The sequence below is a fragment of the Halopseudomonas pelagia CL-AP6 genome (assembly GCF_000410875.1).
Lineage (GTDB): Bacteria > Pseudomonadota > Gammaproteobacteria > Pseudomonadales > Pseudomonadaceae > Halopseudomonas > Halopseudomonas pelagia.
On sequence record NZ_AROI01000022.1, the window covers coordinates 19,049 to 38,197 of the forward strand.

Annotated in this window: 14 protein-coding genes; 3 read left to right on the forward strand and 11 right to left on the reverse strand. The window is 57.7% G+C overall.

The features are described from left to right. Nucleotides 1-118 precede the first annotated feature (118 nt). The 11 genes from K787_RS0115885 to flhA all read right to left on the reverse strand — a co-directional run bounded on the left by K787_RS0115885 (nucleotide 119) and on the right by flhA (nucleotide 12,702). Entirely contained in the window at nucleotides 119-913 is a 795-nt protein-coding gene (locus tag K787_RS0115885) for a ParA family protein (protein ID WP_022963800.1), read from the reverse strand. A 99-nt stretch (nucleotides 914-1,012) separates the two neighbouring features. Next, complete coding sequence (motD, locus tag K787_RS0115890; protein ID WP_022963801.1) at nucleotides 1,013-1,855, reverse strand: flagellar motor protein MotD; 843 nt, start codon at nucleotides 1,853-1,855, stop codon at nucleotides 1,013-1,015. A 14-nt stretch (nucleotides 1,856-1,869) separates the two neighbouring features. Then, nucleotides 1,870-2,610 (reverse strand): flagellar motor protein, encoded by a 741-nt coding sequence (locus tag K787_RS0115895; protein ID WP_022963802.1) that lies wholly within the window; start codon nucleotides 2,608-2,610, stop codon nucleotides 1,870-1,872. Next, nucleotides 2,610-3,716 (reverse strand): protein-glutamate methylesterase/protein-glutamine glutaminase, encoded by a 1,107-nt coding sequence (locus K787_RS0115900; RefSeq protein ID WP_022963803.1) that lies wholly within the window; start codon nucleotides 3,714-3,716, stop codon nucleotides 2,610-2,612. The genes K787_RS0115895 and K787_RS0115900 overlap by 1 nt, the downstream gene beginning before the upstream one ends. An 87-nt stretch (nucleotides 3,717-3,803) precedes the next feature. Continuing rightward, nucleotides 3,804-6,017: a chemotaxis protein CheA gene (locus K787_RS0115905; RefSeq protein ID WP_022963804.1), complete on the reverse strand. Its 2,214-nt coding sequence runs from the start codon at nucleotides 6,015-6,017 to the stop codon at nucleotides 3,804-3,806. Between the two features lie 26 nt (nucleotides 6,018-6,043). After that, a complete protein-coding gene (locus tag K787_RS0115910; protein ID WP_022963805.1) occupies nucleotides 6,044-6,838 on the reverse strand; it encodes a protein phosphatase CheZ in 795 nt (264 codons plus the stop codon). 21 nt (nucleotides 6,839-6,859) lie between these two features. Then, nucleotides 6,860-7,237: a chemotaxis response regulator CheY gene (locus K787_RS0115915; protein ID WP_201765121.1), complete on the reverse strand. Its 378-nt coding sequence runs from the start codon at nucleotides 7,235-7,237 to the stop codon at nucleotides 6,860-6,862. Between the two features lie 294 nt (nucleotides 7,238-7,531). Then, complete coding sequence (locus tag K787_RS0115920) at nucleotides 7,532-8,269, reverse strand: RNA polymerase sigma factor FliA (RefSeq protein ID WP_028615004.1); 738 nt, start codon at nucleotides 8,267-8,269, stop codon at nucleotides 7,532-7,534. Then, on the reverse strand, nucleotides 8,266-9,093 hold the full coding sequence (gene fleN / locus K787_RS0115925; RefSeq protein WP_022963808.1) for a flagellar synthesis regulator FleN: 828 nt from the start codon (nucleotides 9,091-9,093) through the stop codon (nucleotides 8,266-8,268). Before fleN ends, K787_RS0115920 begins: the two co-directional genes overlap by 4 nt. 43 nt (nucleotides 9,094-9,136) lie before the next feature. Further along, entirely contained in the window at nucleotides 9,137-10,498 is a 1,362-nt protein-coding gene (gene flhF, locus K787_RS0115930; RefSeq protein WP_022963809.1) for a flagellar biosynthesis GTPase FlhF, read from the reverse strand. Nucleotides 10,499-10,575: 77 nt separating this feature from the next. Then, nucleotides 10,576-12,702, reverse strand: coding sequence for a flagellar biosynthesis protein FlhA (flhA, locus tag K787_RS0115935; RefSeq protein ID WP_022963810.1), 2,127 nt, complete (start codon nucleotides 12,700-12,702; stop codon nucleotides 10,576-10,578). Nucleotides 12,703-12,900: 198 nt separating this feature from the next. Here flhA and K787_RS0115940 point away from each other — a divergent pair, with 198 nt between their 5' ends. The 3 genes from K787_RS0115940 (at nucleotide 12,901) to K787_RS23385 (ending at nucleotide 19,126) form a co-directional block, all read left to right on the forward strand. Beyond that, complete coding sequence (locus K787_RS0115940) at nucleotides 12,901-15,261, forward strand: EAL domain-containing protein (protein ID WP_022963811.1); 2,361 nt, start codon at nucleotides 12,901-12,903, stop codon at nucleotides 15,259-15,261. 203 nt (nucleotides 15,262-15,464) lie between these two features. After that, nucleotides 15,465-16,745, forward strand: coding sequence for a tetratricopeptide repeat protein (locus K787_RS0115945; RefSeq protein WP_022963812.1), 1,281 nt, complete (start codon nucleotides 15,465-15,467; stop codon nucleotides 16,743-16,745). Further along, nucleotides 16,736-19,126: an EAL domain-containing protein gene (locus K787_RS23385; protein WP_022963813.1), complete on the forward strand. Its 2,391-nt coding sequence runs from the start codon at nucleotides 16,736-16,738 to the stop codon at nucleotides 19,124-19,126. Before K787_RS0115945 ends, K787_RS23385 begins: the two co-directional genes overlap by 10 nt. Nucleotides 19,127-19,149 lie beyond the last annotated feature (23 nt).

Sequence of the window (19,149 nt, forward strand, 5' to 3'; positions counted from 1 at the left end):
GTCTTTCAGATCCCGAGTTGAGTTAGGGGCACAGCACGCTGTTTTATATCAGCCTGATTTCGTATCACTCTGTTAAGCAGTATCGGCTGACAACCGCCAAGCATTAATACCAATTGCGTCAAGCCACCTGCTCGCGACGCGGAACAGCCTGAGCCAGCAAATAGCGCAACAGTGCCCGGTAGGCCAGTACGCCGCGTGCGCCGACATCCAGCCTGGACGGCACCAACCCGGCCCGGCTGGCGTCTCGCAGCTTGGTATCTATAGGCACATAAGCCTGCCACAGGTGGTCCGGATAATCACGCCGCAGCATCCGCAGTGTGCTTAATGATGCCTGGGTACGCCGGTCAAACAATGTGGGTACTATGGTGTAAGGCAGTGCCTGTTTGCGCGAGCGGTTGACCATATCCAGCGTATGCACCATACGCTCCAGGCCCTTGAGCGCCAGAAATTCGGTCTGTACCGGAATGATCAGTTGCTCACAGGCAGCCAGGGCATTGATCATCGACACACCCAGCAACGGCGGGCTGTCGATCAAGACAAATTGGTAGTCATCCCAGAGCTGCGCCAGCGCACGCGACAACACCAGGCCAAAGCCGCCCTGGGCGGCTGATTGGCGCTCCAGCGTGGCCAATGAAGTACTGGAGGGCAGTAACCGAATATTCTCATGACTGGTCTCCAGCAACAGCGCCTTGGCCAGTCCTTCGGGAACCTGACCCTTGTGCTGGAACAGGTTGAAAACACTGCTGGTCAGAGTATCGGGGTCATGACCGAAATAACTGGTCATCGATCCGTGGGGGTCAAGATCGACCACCAGTACACGCTGGCCTTGATCCGCCAACAGGCCAGCCAGGGCCACTGCGGTGGTGGTCTTGCCCACCCCACCTTTTTGATTGGCCACGGCCCAGACTTTCATAACCTTCCTCCGGGAGGATGCTACCGACGCGGCGCGTGCGGCCCACCCCTCCAACGACAACAAAATGACGCCACGAGCATCAGGTGACGACTGAACAACTTACATTGCAGGAGCCGTGCCAGATACCGCAGGAGCCGTGCCCGCCCCGTTGCGCGCTTCGCGCATAGTATCTACGGCCTCACCCTGGCCACTACGAAAAGCCTCGTGGCGGGTATCCAGGTGACGTGAAATCAACAGTACCACACGCCGATTAGCCCGCCGCCCCGCCGCAGTCGTATTGTCCGCAACCGGACGAAACTCGCCATAACCGACCGCCGCCATCCGCTCTGGACCGACCCCGCCAATGCCCAGCATGCGCACTACGCTGGCGGCCCGCGCCGCCGACAGTTCCCAGTTGGTCGGGTAGAGCCTGGAGTTAATCGGAATATTGTCAGTGAAGCCTTCGACATGAATCGGATTCTGGTACGGCGCCAAAATCGTGGCGATGCGCGCAATCAGGTCAAAGCCGGCATCCAACGGCAAGGCATCGCCGCTGGGGAACAGCAAGCTGGAATTAAGCTCGATTTCAATCCATAACTCATTGCCGCGCACTTCCAGATCGCCTGCAGAAATCAGCTCGCCAAACGCGGTCTGCATGGCTGCGGTAATATCCTGCAGGGCGTCAGCAGGAGCCCCTTCGCCGTCACCACCAACCGTGCCAACGGCTTCGCTGCGATTCAGGCCACGGGGTATTTCCTGGCCAATCTGAATGGGGTCCATGGAGCGCTGGGGCTGATTGAACGCGCCCACCAGCGTGTCTGAGAGCACTTTGTATTTGCCCTCATTGACCGACGAGATGGAATACATGACGACAAAAAAGGCAAAAAGCAGGGTAATGAAGTCCGCGTAGGAGACCAGCCAGCGCTCGTGATTCTCGTGCTCTTCCTGTCGACGACGACGCATGCCCTGCCCCCCTGTTAGCCCAGGAAGCCCTCGAGCTTCATTTCAATGGACCGCGGGTTTTCCCCTTCGGCGATGGACAGTAAACCTTCCAATAGCATTTCACGGTAGCGTGATTGCTCGAGAACCACAGCCTTGAGCTTGTTCGCGATTGGCAGTAGAAACAAGTTAGCCAATGCCACACCGTAGATGGTCGCGACAAACGCCACGGCAATACCGGTACCCAGCATTGAGGGGTCAGCCAGATTACCCATAACATGAATCAGGCCCATCACCGCGCCGATGATACCAATGGTCGGCGAATAGCCGCCCATACTCTCATAGACCTTGGCGGCCATCAGATCGTGGCTTTCGCGGGTCAGCAGATCGACCTCGAGAATGCTCCGCAGGGCTTCCGGCTCACTACCGTCGACCAGCAACTGCAAGCCTTTGCGGGCGAAGAAATCGGACTCCATTTCGGCAATTTGTTCCAAGCCCAGCAGGCCTTCCTTGCGCGCTATGGTGCTCCAGCTGATGACTTGATTGATCCCTTCCTGCAGCCGATTGCTCGGCGGGAAGATAATCCAGCGGGCGATAACCAAGGCCCGCTTGAAGACTTTCAGGGGCGTCTGGATAAAGGCCGCCCCCAGGGTTCCGCCAAACACAATCAAGGCTGCCGGGCCATTGAGCAGGGCTGTGGCGTGCCCGCCCTCAAGATAATTGCCACCCAGAACAGCCACAAAGGCAAGGATAATGCCGATGATGCTGAGGATATCCATCAGCTAAGCTCTGCCAGATAGCGGCCAATATCATCCAGGCTGTAAATGCCGTCGGCCAGATTAGCTTTGGCAATGGCCATGGGCATGCCATAGATCACGCAGCTGGCCTCGTCCTGCGCCCAGATATCGCTGCCGGCGGTCTTCAGCATGCGCGCGCCTTCGCGGCCATCCGAACCCATACCGGTCAACACCACCCCGAGCACCTTGTCCCGAAACGCTTTGGCAGCCGAGCCAAAAGTCACATCCACACAGGGCTTGAAATTCAGCCGCTCGTCGCCAGGCAAAATGCGCACAATACCGCGACCATCGAGCATCATTTGCTTACCGCCCGGTGCCAACAAGGCCATACCGGGCTTGAGTGTGTCGCCGTCTTCGGCCTCTTTAACACGAATCTTGCACAGCTTGTCCAAACGCTCGGCAAAGGCCTTGGTGAACGCGGCCGGCATATGCTGGATCAGCAGCAACGGTGCCGGGAAGTTGGCGGGTAACTGGGTCAGCACCTTTTGCAGGGCGACAGGCCCCCCGGTCGACGTGCCGATGGCGACCAGTTGATACTGTTTTTTGCGTGGCGCGGGGCTGTTACTGCGCGGCGCAACCGGCCGTGCAGCGGGTGTTGGCTGGCTGGGACGCAAGGCTGGTCGGGTGCTTGCCGGTGCCCCGCTGGGCGCTGGTGCTGCACTGGCTAGCCCCAGCCCGAGCGAACGCCGATTGGTACGCGCCAGTGTATGTACTCGCTCACACAGCAGTTGCCGAACTTTGTCCGGGTTACGTGAAATGTCTTCGAAATTCTTCGGCAGATAATCTGCCGCACCGGCGTCCAGCGCATCCAGGCTGACCCGCGCGCCTTCATAGGTCAGTGAGGAAAACATCAAGACTGCAGTAGGACAGCGCTGCATGATCTCGCGCACGGCGGTGATGCCATCCATCACCGGCATCTCGTAATCCATGGTGATCACATCCGGATGCAATGCCAGCGTTTGATCCACCGCTTCGCGGCCATTGGAGGCCGTACCGACTACCTGGATTTGCGGATCTCCGGCAAGGATCTCCGTTACCCGGCGGCGAAAGAAACCCGAGTCATCCACCACCAGAACCTTGACCGCCATACACTCTCCTGAAACCTGCCCGGATCACCCGCCGTATGGCGGCCCATCCTGATAACCATCCTTGCAATAATACTGATACCAGCTCGACTAGCCGCGACGCGCATAGCGCTTGAGCAGGCTGGGAATATCCAGAATCAGGGCAATACGACCGTCGCCGGTAATAGTCGCGCCCGACATGCCCGCAGTGCCCTGCAACATACGGCCCAGCGGCTTGATCACCACCTCTTCCTGACCGACCAGTTGGTCGACCACAAAACCGACCCGCTGGGTACCCACCGAGACAATCACCACACTGGAGGCAGAGCGGTCACTGGTATCTTCCACACCCGGCATCAACCAGCGCTTGAGGAAAAACAGCGGCAAAGCCTTTTCCCTGACGATGATGACTTCCTGGCCATCCACCACGTTGGTACGAGACAGATCGAGACTGTATATCTCATTGACGCTGACCAGGGGCAGCGCAAAGGCCTGATTAGCGAGCATGACCATCAGCGTCGGCATGATCGCCAGCGTCAACGGCACTTTGATAACAATACGACTGCCCTGGCCCTTGGTCGACTGGATAGCGATAGTGCCATTGAGCTGGGAAATCTTGGTCTTGACCACGTCCATGCCGACACCACGGCCGGACACGTCGGATATTTCTGTTTTGGTGGAAAAACCCGGCTCGAGGATCAGATCGAAGCATTCGCTTTCGCTCAGCCGATCTGCAGCGTCTTTTTCCATCATGCCTTTTTCAACCGCCTTGGCGCGCAGTACTTCCGCATCCATACCACGGCCGTCATCGGTAATCGTCAGCAGAATGTGGTCGCCTTCCTGCTCGGCGGCGAGTACCACCTTGCCGGTGCGTGACTTGCCCGCCGCTTCACGCTCATGGGGCAGCTCAATGCCGTGGTCTACCGAATTGCGCACCAAATGCACCAACGGATCAGCCAGGGCCTCGACCAGGTTCTTGTCCAGATCGGTTTCTTCACCGACCAGCTCGAGGTTGATTTCTTTTTTCAGGTTGCGCGCCAGGTCGCGGACCACCCGTGGGAAGCGGCCGAAGACTTTCTTGATCGGCTGCATGCGCGTTTTCATCACCGAAGACTGCAGGTCAGCGGTCACCACATCCAGGTTGCCGACCGCCTTGTTCAACTCTTCATCACCACTGCTCAAGCCCAGGCGCACCAGACGGTTGCGCACCAACACCAGCTCGCCGACCATATTCATGATCTCGTCAAGGCGCGCGGTATCGACCCGCACGCTGGTCTCTGCGGCAGGGCTGTCCAATGCCGGCTGTTTATCCTTGACTGGCTCGGCTGCGACTGCAGCAGCCGATTTCGCCGCTGGCGGCGACGCCTTGGCTACCGGTTTAACGGCGGCGGCAACTTTTGCTACTGGCGCGCTTGCCGGGGCAGCCGCTGGAGCATCCAGCTTGCCTGGCGCATGACCACTGCCATGCAACTGATCCAGCAACGCCTCAAATTCATCGTCGGTAATATGCTCAGGCTCATCTACACCTGGGCTAGGTGCCTGAGCGGCAAGCGCGGCTGGTGGCTCTATTGTGCCTGGCGCAGCGCCTTTGCCATGTAGCTCGTCCAACAGGGCTTCGAATTCGTCATCGTTGATCTCATCACCGTTACCCACTGGGCTGGCAGCCGGGCTGGCAACCACAGCGGCTGGGATAGACGCCTGACCGCCGCCATGCAACTGATCTAGCAGGGCTTCAAATTCGTCATCAGTGATTTCATCACCGGCCTCTGACGCTGGGGCAGCAGCCATCACCGGCACAGCCTCTTCACTAGCAACCGCAGCAGGGCCATGCAGGGCTTCGAGCAATTGCTCGAACTCATCGTCGGTAACATCGGCCGAGCTATCGGAATCAACTGCTGGCGCGGCAGAGGAGCTCGCAGTAACCGCTGCGGCGGATGCAGGTACCGCCAGACGAGCGAGAGCTTCCAGCAGCTCCGGGTCGGCCGGCTGGGGAGATTCCCCTTCGCGCACCTGGCTGAACATCTCGTTAACGCTGTCGAGCGCCTGCAGCACCACGTCCATCAGCTCTGAATCGACCTGACGCTCGCCCTTGCGCAGAATATCAAAGACGTTTTCCGCGATATGGCAGCAGCCTACCAGTGCATCAAGCTGCAGAAAGCCAGCGCCGCCCTTGACCGTATGAAAGCCGCGAAAGATGGCATTGAGCAGATTGGTGTCATCAGGGCGGTTCTCCAGATCGACCAGTTGCTCTGACAACAGCTCAAGGATTTCTCCGGCTTCCACCAGAAAATCCTGAAGAATTTCCTCATCCGCATCAAAACTCATGCATCCACTCCCGGGCGTGCTTGTAGTTAGAAGCCCAGACTGGAGAGAAGATCATCGACTTCATCCTGTCCGGATACAACGTCTTCTCTTTTATCGGCATGAATCTGCGGACCTTCACCCCTGGGAGAGACTTTTTTTGTTTCCAGCTCAGATTGAGCGTGGTTGATGCCGGCAATGCGATCAACCTGACCCGCCATACGGACCAGATTAACCAAGCTTTCTTCCACGTCATGCACCAGGGCAGTCACACGCTTGATCACCTGGCCGGTGAGATCCTGATAATCCTGGGCAATAAGAATGTCATTCAGATGCGCACTGACCTGAGCACTGGAGTCCTCGGTCTGGGCAAGGAACTCGCCCATTCGCTTGTACAGCTCGCGAAACTCCCCAGCTTCCATTTCACGGCGCTGCAAGCGTTGCCAATCGGCCCGCAGAGCACTGGCTTGCTGACCTAAGCTACTGATAATCGGTGCGCTGCTTTCGACCAGATCCATAGTCCGGTTGGCGGCCTTGTCGGTCAGCTTCACCACGTAATCAAGGCGGTCGGACGCATCCGAAATGGTCGAGACTTCAGTGCCTTCACCCAGCGCGTGAGAGGTATCGACCTGAAAGTTGACGATGGAATTGTGCAGTGCGCGGGTCAGTTGCCCCACTTCGTAATACAGGCCCCGGTCGCGGGCCTGATTGATCGCATGTATCACCAGGATGGCTTCGCCATACTGGCCTTGCTCCAGGTAGTCGACCAGTTGCCGCGCATTATCCTTAAGGGAATGTTCAAATTCCTGAGCGGTCGCCTGGCCGGGATCCTTACTTAATGCCATAACCTGTACCCCGGATAATTATTATTTGGCCTGAACCCGCTCGAAGATCTTCTCGATCTTTTCTTTCAACGCTTGAGCGGTAAAAGGCTTGACCACGTAACCGTTAACACCGGCCTGGGCGGCTTCGATGATCTGATCGCGCTTGGCTTCGGCCGTTACCATCAGTACCGGCAAATGCTTCAATCGCTCATCAGCGCGCACCGCTCGCAGCAGATCAATGCCGCTCATGCCCGGCATGTTCCAGTCGGTGACGAGGAAATCGAAGCTGCCACTTTGCAGCATTGGCAATGCCGAGGTCCCATCATCGGCTTCTGCGGTATTGGTGAACCCCAGGTCGCGCAATAGATTCTTGATGATGCGCCTCATCGTTGAAAAATCATCAACGATGAGAATTTTCATATTCTTGTCCAAGTCGACCTCCGTACAAACCAGGAAGAGTGCACTGTCACACCCCGTTAAGCTACTGGCCAAAAAGCCTGTTTAACTTATTTGCGGCCAGTGTACCCGCAGTCGCCGTTCGGCGCTGCGTTCGCTGCCACTCCTACTCATCTTGCTGGACTTACGCTACTGAACACCTTTTACTGAATACTGCCCTACTAAGCGCTGTCCTACTAAGCGCTGCCCTACTGAACACGGCCCTAATAAACACTGTTTTAATAAACCCAGGGCATTGTCCGGATACCACGAACAAAATCAATCGTTTCGCCATCCGCTGAGCCGTGCGCGCAATCGCGCCGCGCACTGGCTGTGCAACTGACTGACGCGGGACTCGCTGACGCCGAGTACTGCGCCAATTTCTTTCAAGTTCAGCTCTTCATCGTAATACAGCGACAGCAATAAGCGTTCACGTTCTGGCAATCCTTCGATTGCCTCGACCAACGCAGCGCGAAAACGCTGATCCTGCAAACCGCCCAATGGCTCTTCATCACTGTGCGCGTCGGCCCGGGTACCGCTCTCAATCAACTCGTCAAAGCTGAACAGCTTACTCCCCGACGTATCGTTAAGAATGGCGTAGTACTCATCCAGACTCATCTCCAACTCGGCGGCAATTTCATGGTCCTTGGCGTCCCGCCCCAGGCGCGACTCTACTGTACGCACGGCGTCACTGACCATGCGCGTATTGCGATGTACCGAACGCGGTGCCCAGTCACCCTTACGCACTTCGTCAAGCATGGCACCGCGTATGCGGATGCCGGCATACGTCTCGAAGCTGGCACCTTTGCCGCTTTCAAATTTGCGCGAGGCTTCGAGCAGGCCGATCATCCCCGCCTGGATAAGATCATCAACCTGAACACTGGAGGGTAGACGGGCAAGCATATGGTAAGCGATACGTTTAACCAGCGGGGCGTGCTGGGAGACCAATTGATCTTGATTGTTAGCGGAACACTGTGCGCGTGTATACATGCTCAATCCACCAGCCGTTTGGGTCATAGGCCTGAACCCGTCTGCTGCACCAGGCGCTCGACGAAAAATTCAAGATGCCCCCGTGGGTTGGCCGGTAGCGGCCAGGCATCGACTTTTTGCGCAATGCCTCGAATGGCGATAGAGGCCTTGCTGCGCGGAAACACATCATAGATGGCGCGCTGCTTTTGCACTGCCTTGCGAACATTTTCATCATAAGGCACAGCACCAACATACTGCAGCGCAACATCGAGGAATCGATCAGTTACCTTGGTCAGCTTAGCAAAAACCGTTCGGCCTTCCTGTGGCGTATGAACCATATTGGCCAAAACGCGGAAGCGGGTCATGCCGTGATCGCGGTTGAGCAGTTTGATCAAGGCATAAGCGTCAGTGATCGAGGTCGGCTCATCACAGACCACCACCAGAACCTCCTGGGCAGCGCGAACGAAGCTGACCACCGAATCGCCAATCCCCGCCGCCGTATCGACAATCAGCACGTCAATGCTGTCACCAATATCGCTGAACGCCTGTATCAGGCCCGCGTGTTGCTGGGGATTTAGATTGACCATGGTCGCGGCGCCCGAGGCGGCAGGCACAATGCGCATGCCACCAGGGCCGGTGAGCAGAACATCGCGCAATTCGCAGGTTCCTTCGAGCACATCCGCCAGCGTGGCCTTGGGCCTGAGGCCAAGCAATACATCAACATTGGCTAGACCAAGGTCGGCATCAAGCAGCACCACGCGCCGCCCCATGTCTGCCAGGGCCATGCCCAGGTTGACCGAGACGTTGGTTTTGCCGATACCGCCCTTGCCGCCAGTGACTGCGATCACCTGAACCGGATGTTTGCTGCCCATCTGCGTGGATTACCTTGTTAGCAATAAAACTGTTGAACGTCCGTTAACCGGCGCGCTGGTTGTGCAGTATACCGGCAAACACGTCAGCCATGGCCTGATCAGGCGGGCTTTCGTTACCGGCCAGGCTGACCGCCCGGCTAACCAGTTGATGGCCCACGGCGCGGGCGATGTCGTCCGGAATGCGCTGGCCATCTGCCAGATAGGCTACCGGTAAACCCTGTTGCATAGCCAGACCCAATACTTCACCGAGGGTGGCTGACTCGTCTACCTTGGTAATGACACAGCCCTCTAACCCGCACACCTTGTAGGTATGGTAGGCCGCTTTGAGCACCTGATACTGGCTGGTTGCCGCCAATACCAGCAAGGTACTGACCTGGCTACCCAGCGCTGCCAACTGGCTCAGTTGGCCCTGCAAATGCGGATCCTGCGCCTGCAAACCGGCTGTATCGAGCAATACTAGACGCTTGCCGGAGAACTCCTTGAGCACATCGGCCAAGCCATTTTGTTCGTCCACCACGCGCACCGGCACATTCAGAATACGACCCAGCGTACGCAGTTGCTCATGTGCGCCGATACGGTAGGTATCCATGGTTACCAGCGCTACATGCTGGCTACCATGCTTGAGTACATAGCGCGCCGCCAGCTTACCCAGCGTGGTGGTCTTGCCCGCACCGGTCGGGCCGACCAGAGCCACTACCCCACCGGCTTCGATCAATTCGTCGCGCATAACCGGGATGCTGTGGGACAAATGCGCCAACAGCATACGCCAGGCTTGACGGGTATTGGGTTCGTCGGCAACCAGGCGCAGCAGACTCTGGCTCAGCTCCGCGGGTAGGCCCAATTGAGTTAGGCGCCGCCACAGGCTGGCCTGGCGCGGCTGTTGTTGATTGATCTGACCCCAAGCCATATTACCCAATTGCGCTTCGAGCATTTCCCGTAGCCCGGCAATTTCTGCGCGCATGGCATTCAGGCCGGAACCTGACTCGGCCTCGGACGCGATAGCTCGGGGAGCAGCTTTCTCGCTCGCCGCCAGCGTGGCGGGCTGCGCTACCTCGCTATTCAAGCGGTCGAGCAAATCACGCGCTACCGGCGATCCCTGCTGAGCCGCCTGCTGCATGGCTTCGCCAAACAACTGACGGTTGACGCTAGGACCCGCACTGCTGCGCTCACCGGCTTCGAGCTGGGCCCGCGCCGTGACGATACGTTCTTGGGTTTTTTTCAGTTCCTGGCTCAGGCCCGGAGTCGGTGGGGTCAGGCGCGGCGCCTCATAGTCCAGTGCAGCGGTCAGCTCCACACCGCCAACCACACGTCGATTGGCAATGATGGACGCGTCGGCACCGAGCTCGTCGCGTACCAGCTTCATCGCCTGACGCATGTCTGCGGCAAAGAAACGTTTTACTTTCATGGCTGACCCACCCTTTGCATTCGTTTAACTGACCCGGCAGCAGCAGCTACCTTGCGTACGTTCTAACTCCGCGCCTTCTAGCTTTGACCCACCGTGGCAACGATGGTGACCTGCTTGCTGTCCGGTATTTCCTGGTAGGACAACACATGGGCACCAGGCGCCGCGTAGCGGACAAACTTGGCCATCATGCCGCGGACCGGACCCGCCACCAGCAATATCGCCGGCTTGCCCTGAACCTCCTGGCGCTGGACCGCATCGGCCAGTGAGCGCTGAAGTTTCTCTGCCATGCCCGGCTCAAGCATGATGCCGTCATCACCACCCTGCCCGGCCTTCTGCAAACTCTGTAGCAACATCTGTTCCAACCTTGGTTCCAAGGTGATCACAGGCAGCTCAGAGTCAAGCCCCACAATGCTTTGCACGATTGAGCGCGACAAGGAAACCCGCACGACCGAGATCAACGCGCCAGGATCTTGACTCTTGCCCGGCTGATTGGCGATCGCCTCGGCAATGGTACGGATATCCCGCACCGGCACCTGTTCCTGGAGCAAGCCCTGTAATACCTTGAGCAACCCAGAGAGGGAAATAATCCCTGGCACCAGCTCTTCGGCCAGCTTCGGTGAGGCCTTGGCCAGCACCTGCAGCAGTTGCTGGACCTCCTCGTGACCAATCAGCTCATGCGCATGCTTATTGAGTATCTGGTTCAAATGGGTCGCAACCACGGTGCTGGCATCGACCACGGTATAACCGAGCGACTGCGCCTGATCCTTCTGCATCGGCTCGATCCAGATGGCGTCCAGACCGAAGGCCGGATCCTTGCCGGCGATACCCTTGATCTCGCCAAACACCTGCCCTGGGTTGATCGCCAATTCACGCTCGGGGTAGACCTCGGCCTCGGCCACGCCAACCCCCATCAAGGTGACACGATAGGCGTTGGGCGCCAGATCCAGGTTATCCCTGATATGCACCGAGGGCATGAGAAAACCCATATCCTGGGAGAGCTTCTTGCGCACACCCTTGATTCGCGCAAGCAACTGCCCGCCCTGATTGCGATCCACCAGTGGTATCAGCCGGTAGCCCACTTCCAGGCCGACCATATCCACCGGCGTCACATCATCCCAGCCCAGTTCGCGCGTTTCCGGGCGCGGCGCAGCAGGCACTTCGCTGGCCTTGCGCTCAACTTCCTGTTCAGCGTTTTGCTTAAGGCGCTGACGGTTGGCGATGTAGTAAGCGGCAGCGGCTGCGAGAAAACCAAGACTCAGAAAGGAAAAGTGCGGCATACCGCGAATCAGACCCATCACAATCATGATGGCCGCAGCAATCGCCAGCGCCTTGGGCGACGCGAACATCTGCCGGTTAACCTGTGAGCCCATGTCTTCGGAGGTGGAGACCCGGGTCACCATAATGGCTGCCGCAGTAGACAGCAGCAGTGAAGGAATCTGCGCGACCAGACCGTCACCAATAGTCAGCAAGACATAGATGCGCCCGGCATCGCCAAAGCTCAGCCCGTGTTGCGCCATGCCAATGGCCAGGCCACCGATAATATTGATAAACAGAATCAGCAAGCCAGCGACCGCGTCACCACGTACGAACTTGCTGGCGCCGTCCATGGAGCCGTAGAAATCAGCCTCCTGGGCGACTTCGGTACGGCGCAGCTTGGCCTGTTCCTGGTCGATCAGACCGGCATTCAGATCGGCGTCAATGGCCATCTGCTTGCCGGGCATGGCGTCCAGGGTGAATCGCGCGCTCACTTCGGAAATACGCCCGGCACCCTTGGTAACCACCACAAAGTTGATGATCATCAGGATCGCAAACACCACCAGACCGACCACATAGTTGCCGCCAATCACTACCTCACCAAAGGCCTGGATCACCTTGCCCGCAGCGTCGCCACCCTCATGGCCGTAGAGCAACACCACCCGAGTGGAGGCGACATTGAGCGCCAGACGCAACAGGGTAGCGACCAGCAAAATAGTCGGGAAAACGGCAAAGTCCAGTGGCCGCAGAGCGTAGGCGCAGACCAGCAGCACCACCAGCGACAGGGCAATATTGAAGGTAAAAAGCACGTCAAGCAGAAAGGGTGGTACCGGCAGCATCATCATGCCCAGCATCACCAACAGCAGAATTGGCACACCCAATGCGCCATGCCGCAACCCAGACAGATTGCTGCGGACGTTACTCATCATTTCTGCGCGGTCGACTGCCATGCCTCGAGAATTCCCAGATCAAATTATTGACGCTATGTCACGGTTAGCTACCTGCTACGCAAATTCCGTTCCAGCTACCAATTTATTTCATCCTTTCGCAGGCAACGCGGTGCTATGCTGGCTAGGCGGTTCGATGCGCTGGAACGCGATGAGTCTGCATGCGATTGTAGGAACACTGACAGAACCGGGAAGCTGCACATGCCGTGGATGTATCTTTTCAAGATCAGAGCCTCAGGCATGCTGAGCATCCAGCGTTCGATCATGCTGACGCTGAGCCTCCTGGTTGCGCTGTTCATTTTGGGTATGTGGCTGATGTCCAGCTTGAATTTGAACTTTGCCCAAGGCGCCATGGCGGATTTGCGTCAACGTCAGATTGCCGACACCTTCAGCGCCAACCTCGACCGGATCAATGCTCACCATCACCAGATGGAACAAAACACTGAAGACCTCGCTCGTCTTGGCGAGCTCTACCAGCGCCTGTATCCCAGCCCAGGGCGTTTCTCGGCCGTGCAACTGCGTCTAAGCCTGAAACAGATCCTCGCCGACTTCCCCGACGCCTACGGCAGCACGCTGCTCTATCAACCCGGAGCCCTAGGTCAAGCCGCATTCGGTATGCGCGCCTACCGGGAGTCGGACGAGATCAGCACCGATACAGTCGATGCCGACTTCCCTAGCCGAGACTGGTACGGAAGGATCCTTCAGGACCTGTCCGGCGCAGAGCCAACTATCCGTCGTTATCATTGGACCTCCGCCTACTACCAGACCCATATCGACAACGTGGTGGTCAGCCTCAGCGCCCTGATGCGCAGTGGCGACGGTCAGCCGCTGGGATTGGCGGTTACCGATTGGCGCGCTGACGAAATAGTCAGCCTGGTCGGTCGGGTAAAGGTGACCCCGGGCAGTTTTTCGTTCCTGCTGGACAACCAGAACCGCAACCTCTCCAGCCTGGCGCTTGCGGAGAACGTGCAACACGCGCAGCGACTGATCGAGGCCATTACCAGCCGCCAACTGCAAACCCTGCTGTCGCCAACCGACGGCATATCGATGAGCCTGCAACCTGCTAGCCCCATGCAACAGCTTGAGTTGCGTGTCGACGGTGAGGCGTACGCACTGTTTTTTTCCAACACCCAAGCCGGTATGGTCTTTGGCATCGGCGTGCCACAAAAGGAAATAGATGCGGTACTGGCGCCCATGCGCACTAGCAATCTGCGCATCGTGGCGCTGATCGGCAGCATACTGCTGATACTGTCCGCGATGATTCTCTATATGGTGGCGATCACGTTACGGCAACTGCGTACGCTGTATACCGACCCGCTGACCGGCCTGCCCAACCGCGAGCGTTTGCTGGTGGATCTGCGCGATACCCGTGCCGCCAGCCTGATACTGCTAAACATTGACGACTTCAAAGAACTCAACGACTTCTACGGCCACCAGTGTGGTGATCACGTTATTAGGCTGCTAGCCCAGGCCTTGCAGCGCTATCTTGAATTACACGCCAAGGGTACAAGCAGTCGTCTGTACCGGATGCCTGCCGATGAACTGGCGATCTGGATCCCGGGCGACCATAGTGCTGCCGAGCTGCAGGCCAGACTGAGCAGCCTTATGGCTTTTGTAGGCGAGCTTGGGATTGACTGGGAAGGCCAGAACATATCGCTGCATGTGAGCATGGGGCTGGCCAGCACCCGACTGCCGGATGGCAGCCAGCTCGCTGGCGAGCTGTTGCTGCCCAGTGCCAACATCGCCCTGAAACAGGCTCGACTCACGCAGAATAGTTACTTGATCTATGACCCGGTGCACCGCGCCAGGGAAAGCTACGAACATAATCTGATCTGGGCCAACAAGCTCAGAATAGCCCTGAACGAAGGACGCATAGTGCCGTTCTTCCAACCTATCATTGACGTGCATACCGGGCGCATTCTCAAATTCGAATGTCTGGTACGTATGATCGACGAGGCCGGCCAGCCGATCAGCCCTGCGCAGTTTCTGCCGGTTGCTAAAAAAATCCGCCTGTATCGCTACATCACCCGCTGCATGATCGAACAGTGCTTCGCCCGCTTTGCCGACAACCAATACGAGTTTTCATTAAACCTGTCCTGCGAGGACTTGCTTGACCCGGAACTGTGCTCGGACATCATCCGACGCTTGCAGCGCAATGATATGGCCAGTCGGGTGATCTTCGAGATTCTCGAATCCGAAGGTATAGAAAATTACCAGCAGGTCCGGCTGTTTATTGACAAGGTCAAAGCGCTGGGTTGCCGCATCGCTATCGACGACTTTGGCACCGGCTATTCCAACTTCGAGCATTTGCTGCGGCTCAATGTCGATATGATCAAGATTGACGGCAGCCTGATACGCCAACTGGATACCGATGCCGACGCCCTGACACTGACCCGCGGTATCGTTCGTTTCGCCGGCGAGCTGGGCATGCAGACGGTGGCAGAATTCGTCCACAGCCCGGCCATCTACGAGCAGGTTAAAGCACTGGGGGTTGACTACGCTCAAGGCGCTTGTATCGGCATGCCTAGCGCTGCATTGATCACCGAAATAAACCTAAGGTAAAGCCGGCCCCAGCCGATACCCTTTAATCAGTGCAAGCACTTTGACGGCAAAACAGACGAATACTGGCCAATTGCAATTTCTTTCTTCTCAGGCGCCGCAAGTTTTGCTAGCTTGCCAAAGGTAAGTCGGCAGGCATAGCACCGCAGGGCCTGCCCCGGCACGCTATCAATTGCCCATAACAATTGGTGTATTAGGAGTAGTTGATGCGCTTTCTACCCGCCACCTTGCTGACACTGGCTGCCGTTATTTCAAGTGGCTGTGCAGGAATGCCTGACAAGGACCAGCTTTGGTCACGCTCCAGCGCTTTTTTTACCCAGTCCAGTGACATGATCGCCGCGCAAAGCCGCCGACTCGCCGACTTCGCTGGCGGCTTGGTGGGCAGCAACGACCAAGCGCTGTTGCAACAGGAAGTTGACGAGCTGTTCGCGCAACCCTACATCGACCCCCTGACCCTGTATATTGAAGAGCATTCGGCTGATGACCGGCGCGCGAAGCAGTTGGCGCTGGTCGCCCAGGAGCGTGACCAACGTTGCGGTGGGATTGCCCAGACCTATGCCAAGCGTGACGCTACCCAGGATCACCTGCAACGCATGCAGCGTGGTTACTTGAGGTCTTGCCCGGAAGATGTGCAGGACTTTGCCGCCCGGGTGACACAATCCAGAGTCACGCCATCGGCAGTAGCGCAGAGCCCGGCCGCTGCGCAAGTCAGGTCTGAACCTGCGCCGGCAATCGCTGCTGACTTCAGCGCCGCAGTGGACGAAGCCGTGAGCCGTAGACAGAACAGCAACTGTTATCTGCTTTTCACCATCAAGAACTATACCCAAGCTCACAGCGCATGCCGGCCCATAGCCGATAGTGGCGATGCCAAGGCCCAGCATCATATGGCCAGCCTGGAACGCACCCGCGGTGATTTCCCGGCGGCTTTCGCCTGGGCCGGACGCTCCGCCGGACAGCAACATGCGCCCGGGCAGTTAGTCCTCGGGCAACTCTACCAGGCTGGCCAGGGCACCGCCGTAGACAAAACCAAAGCACTGCAACTGATGCGCCAGGCGGCCAATCAAGGCCTGACAGAAGCTAGCTATTACACCGGGCTGGCTTACAAGGACGGCGCTGGCGTTAGCCAGAGCGTCAGCCAGGCTGACAAGTACCTGAAGCAGGCCGCCAGTCAGGGGCATATGCCCGCCCACCTGGCACTCGCATCCTTGTATGAACAGCGACAGCCCGACACGGCTCGCCACTGGCTGAACCAGGCAGCGCGCAAAGGTTCTGCCGAAGCGCAGCTGAAGCTCGCCAACGACTATGCCAGTAGCGCCAGCAACACCTCCGATCAGGAAGAGGCTTATGTCTGGTATAGCCTGGCGCTGCTCAATGGGAATAGCCAGGCCAAGGCCGGCATCGAACGACAGGAAAAGTTGTTGAGTGAGGATCAGCTGGCAACGGCCAGGTCCCGCATCCAGGATGGAATCAACGGCAAATGGAACTGAAAACACCGGCAAACTTCTGGACGAAGTTCTCGATCATGCTGGTTCTCAGCGTGCTCGTCGGGGTGTTCTTCATCGCGATCTTGTTAATGTCTTCGCTGAATCTGAAATTTTCTCAGGCAGCCATGAGCGAGCTGCGCCAGCAGCAAATTGCCGACACCTTCTACGCCAACCTGAACCGTATCAATGCGCACCACCAGTTGATGGAGCAAAACACCGCCAATCTGGCGCATGTGGGAGAAATCCTTCGGCGCGGGTCTGGCCAGGGTAATGCTACTGAAGAATTGGCACATGGTTTACGCTCTGCCCTGGCCAACATGCCAGAGGCCTACGGTGCAGAGATCTGGTACGGTAACGCCGACAATCTGCAACAACAGCGTTCAGCCTACGGCTACCGCAGCAACGCCGAGATCCACATCCAGCCAGTGGAAAATCTTTATCATGTGCAGGATTGGTACCGGCGCATATTGCCCGAGGCCAGGTCGGAAAACCGCCGTCCCGCGACGCCGCATTTCTATTGGACACCCGCCTACTACAAGGAACTGATCGACAACGTGGTGATCAGCTTGACCACCGTGATGCGCGACTCGCAAGGTGCAGTGATCGGCCTGGCATCCACCGACTGGCGTGCCGACGAGATCATCCGCCTGGTCAGCCGCGTGGAGGTAACCCCCGGCGCGTTCGCCTTTCTGCTCGATAGCGAAAACCGCAATCTGTCTAGCCTGGCGATCTCTAGCGACGCGCCTGATGCCCAGCAAAAGATCGATGCCATCATCAACAGTCAGTTGCACAGCAAACTGACCGGCCCCTTGCCACAATCGGCGATCATCTCCGGCCGCCTGCTGGTAGCCCCGATGCAGACCATGCCGCTGAACATCAACGAGGAGGACCATGCGCTGTTCTTCAGCCGCACACAGGCCGGGATGATCTTTGGCGTCGGCGTACCTCAAGCGGAAATCGATGCTGTGCTCCTGCCCATGCGCAAAAGCAACCTGAAAATTGTTTGGCTGGTCAGCGCTCTTACGCTGGGGCTGTCGGGCATTATCTTGCTGTTTGTCGCCAACCTGCTTAATCGTGTGCATATCCTGCATACCGATACCCTGACGCAACTGCCCAATCGCGAGAAATTGCTGGTCGATCTGGGCAAGGCTAATTCCGGCACCCTGGTTTTGATCAATATCGACTCGTTCAAGGAGATCAACGACTTCTACGGACACCAGTGCGGCGACCATGTCATTGGCCAACTGGCGAGTGCATTACAGACATTTCTTGATAGCTTGCCTGCGGGGTCGGCTGGCCGGCTGTACCGCATGCCGGCAGACGAGCTGGCCATCTGGCTGCCCGAGAGCAAGAACCCCCAGGGTTTGGAGCAGCTGATCAGCGCGCTTCAGGATGTACTCGGCGCACTGGCGGTGAGCTGGATTGAGCATCGCATCCCGCTCAACATGACACTGGGCGTGGCCACCAGCCTGCAACCCGATGGGTCGCAGCAGGCCGACGGTCAACTGCTGACATCGGCCAATATTGCACTGAAGTCAGCACGGCGGAACAAACTCAGCTGTCAGGTCTATGATCCGGGCCAGAAGACCCGCGAAAGTTATGAGCACAACCTGGTCTGGGCTAACCGACTGAAGAAAGCCCTGGACGAGGGCCGCATCGTGCCCTATTTCCAGCCGATCATGGATCTAAAAACCGGCCGTATCGACAAGTTCGAGTGTCTGGCCAGAATGATTGATGAGGACGGCCAGGCAATTAGTCCGCTGGAATTTCTCGCCGTGGCTAAAAAAATCCGCCTATATCGCTACATCACCCGCACCATGGTGCAGCAATGCTTCAACCGCTTCGCCGACAACGACTATGAATTCTCCCTGAACCTGTCCTGCGAAGACCTGCTCGACCCTGAGCTTATGACCTTTATTGTCAACAGCCTGGAGCAGAGCAGCATCGCACCCAGGGTGATTTTCGAGATTCTCGAATCAGAAGGTATTGAAAACTACTCGGCCGTTCGCCAATTCATTGACCGCGTCAAGGAGCTGGGCTGCCGCATCGCGATTGATGACTTCGGCACTGGCTACTCAAATTTTGAGCATTTGCTGCGGCTCAACGTGGACATCATCAAGATCGATGGAACCCTGGTCAAACACCTGGATACAGATTCTGTGGCTTACAGCGTGGCCCGTGGCATCCAACAATTTGCCGCCGGGCTAGGCATGCAGACCGTGGCTGAATATGTTCACAGCCCGGCGATTCTGGACAAGGTCCAGTCGCTGAATATCGATTTCGCCCAGGGTTACCATGTGGGCAAGCCTCTGGCGACCCTAGTGACAGACAGCGACAACAGCCTGGTCAGCGCCCAGGTGCTGCGCTTCAATAGCCGCCGCTAGCGCAAAAGGCAGGCCTGGCTGGC

Excerpts from the sequence above, each read along its gene's own strand:
- K787_RS0115915 (WP_201765121.1), bottom strand. The coding sequence starts at position 7,237 with ATGAAAATTCTCATCGTTGATGATTTTTCAACGATGAGGCGCATCATC.
- K787_RS0115895 (WP_022963802.1), bottom strand. The coding sequence starts at position 2,610 with ATGGATATCCTCAGCATCATCGGCATTATCCTTGCCTTTGTGGCTGTT.
- K787_RS0115910 (WP_022963805.1), bottom strand. The coding sequence starts at position 6,838 with ATGGCATTAAGTAAGGATCCCGGCCAGGCGACCGCTCAGGAATTTGAA.
- K787_RS0115905 (WP_022963804.1), bottom strand. The coding sequence starts at position 6,017 with ATGAGTTTTGATGCGGATGAGGAAATTCTTCAGGATTTTCTGGTGGAA.
- K787_RS0115900 (WP_022963803.1), bottom strand. The coding sequence starts at position 3,716 with ATGGCGGTCAAGGTTCTGGTGGTGGATGACTCGGGTTTCTTTCGCCGC.
- K787_RS0115940 (WP_022963811.1), top strand. The coding sequence starts at position 12,901 with ATGCCGTGGATGTATCTTTTCAAGATCAGAGCCTCAGGCATGCTGAGC.
- fleN (WP_022963808.1), bottom strand. The coding sequence starts at position 9,093 with ATGGGCAGCAAACATCCGGTTCAGGTGATCGCAGTCACTGGCGGCAAG.
- K787_RS0115920 (WP_028615004.1), bottom strand. The coding sequence starts at position 8,269 with ATGACCCAAACGGCTGGTGGATTGAGCATGTATACACGCGCACAGTGT.
- motD (WP_022963801.1), bottom strand. The coding sequence starts at position 1,855 with ATGCGTCGTCGTCGACAGGAAGAGCACGAGAATCACGAGCGCTGGCTG.
- flhA (WP_022963810.1), bottom strand. The coding sequence starts at position 12,702 with ATGGCAGTCGACCGCGCAGAAATGATGAGTAACGTCCGCAGCAATCTG.
- K787_RS0115885 (WP_022963800.1), bottom strand. The coding sequence starts at position 913 with ATGAAAGTCTGGGCCGTGGCCAATCAAAAAGGTGGGGTGGGCAAGACC.
- flhF (WP_022963809.1), bottom strand. The coding sequence starts at position 10,498 with ATGAAAGTAAAACGTTTCTTTGCCGCAGACATGCGTCAGGCGATGAAG.
- K787_RS0115945 (WP_022963812.1), top strand. The coding sequence starts at position 15,465 with ATGCGCTTTCTACCCGCCACCTTGCTGACACTGGCTGCCGTTATTTCA.
- K787_RS23385 (WP_022963813.1), top strand. The coding sequence starts at position 16,736 with ATGGAACTGAAAACACCGGCAAACTTCTGGACGAAGTTCTCGATCATG.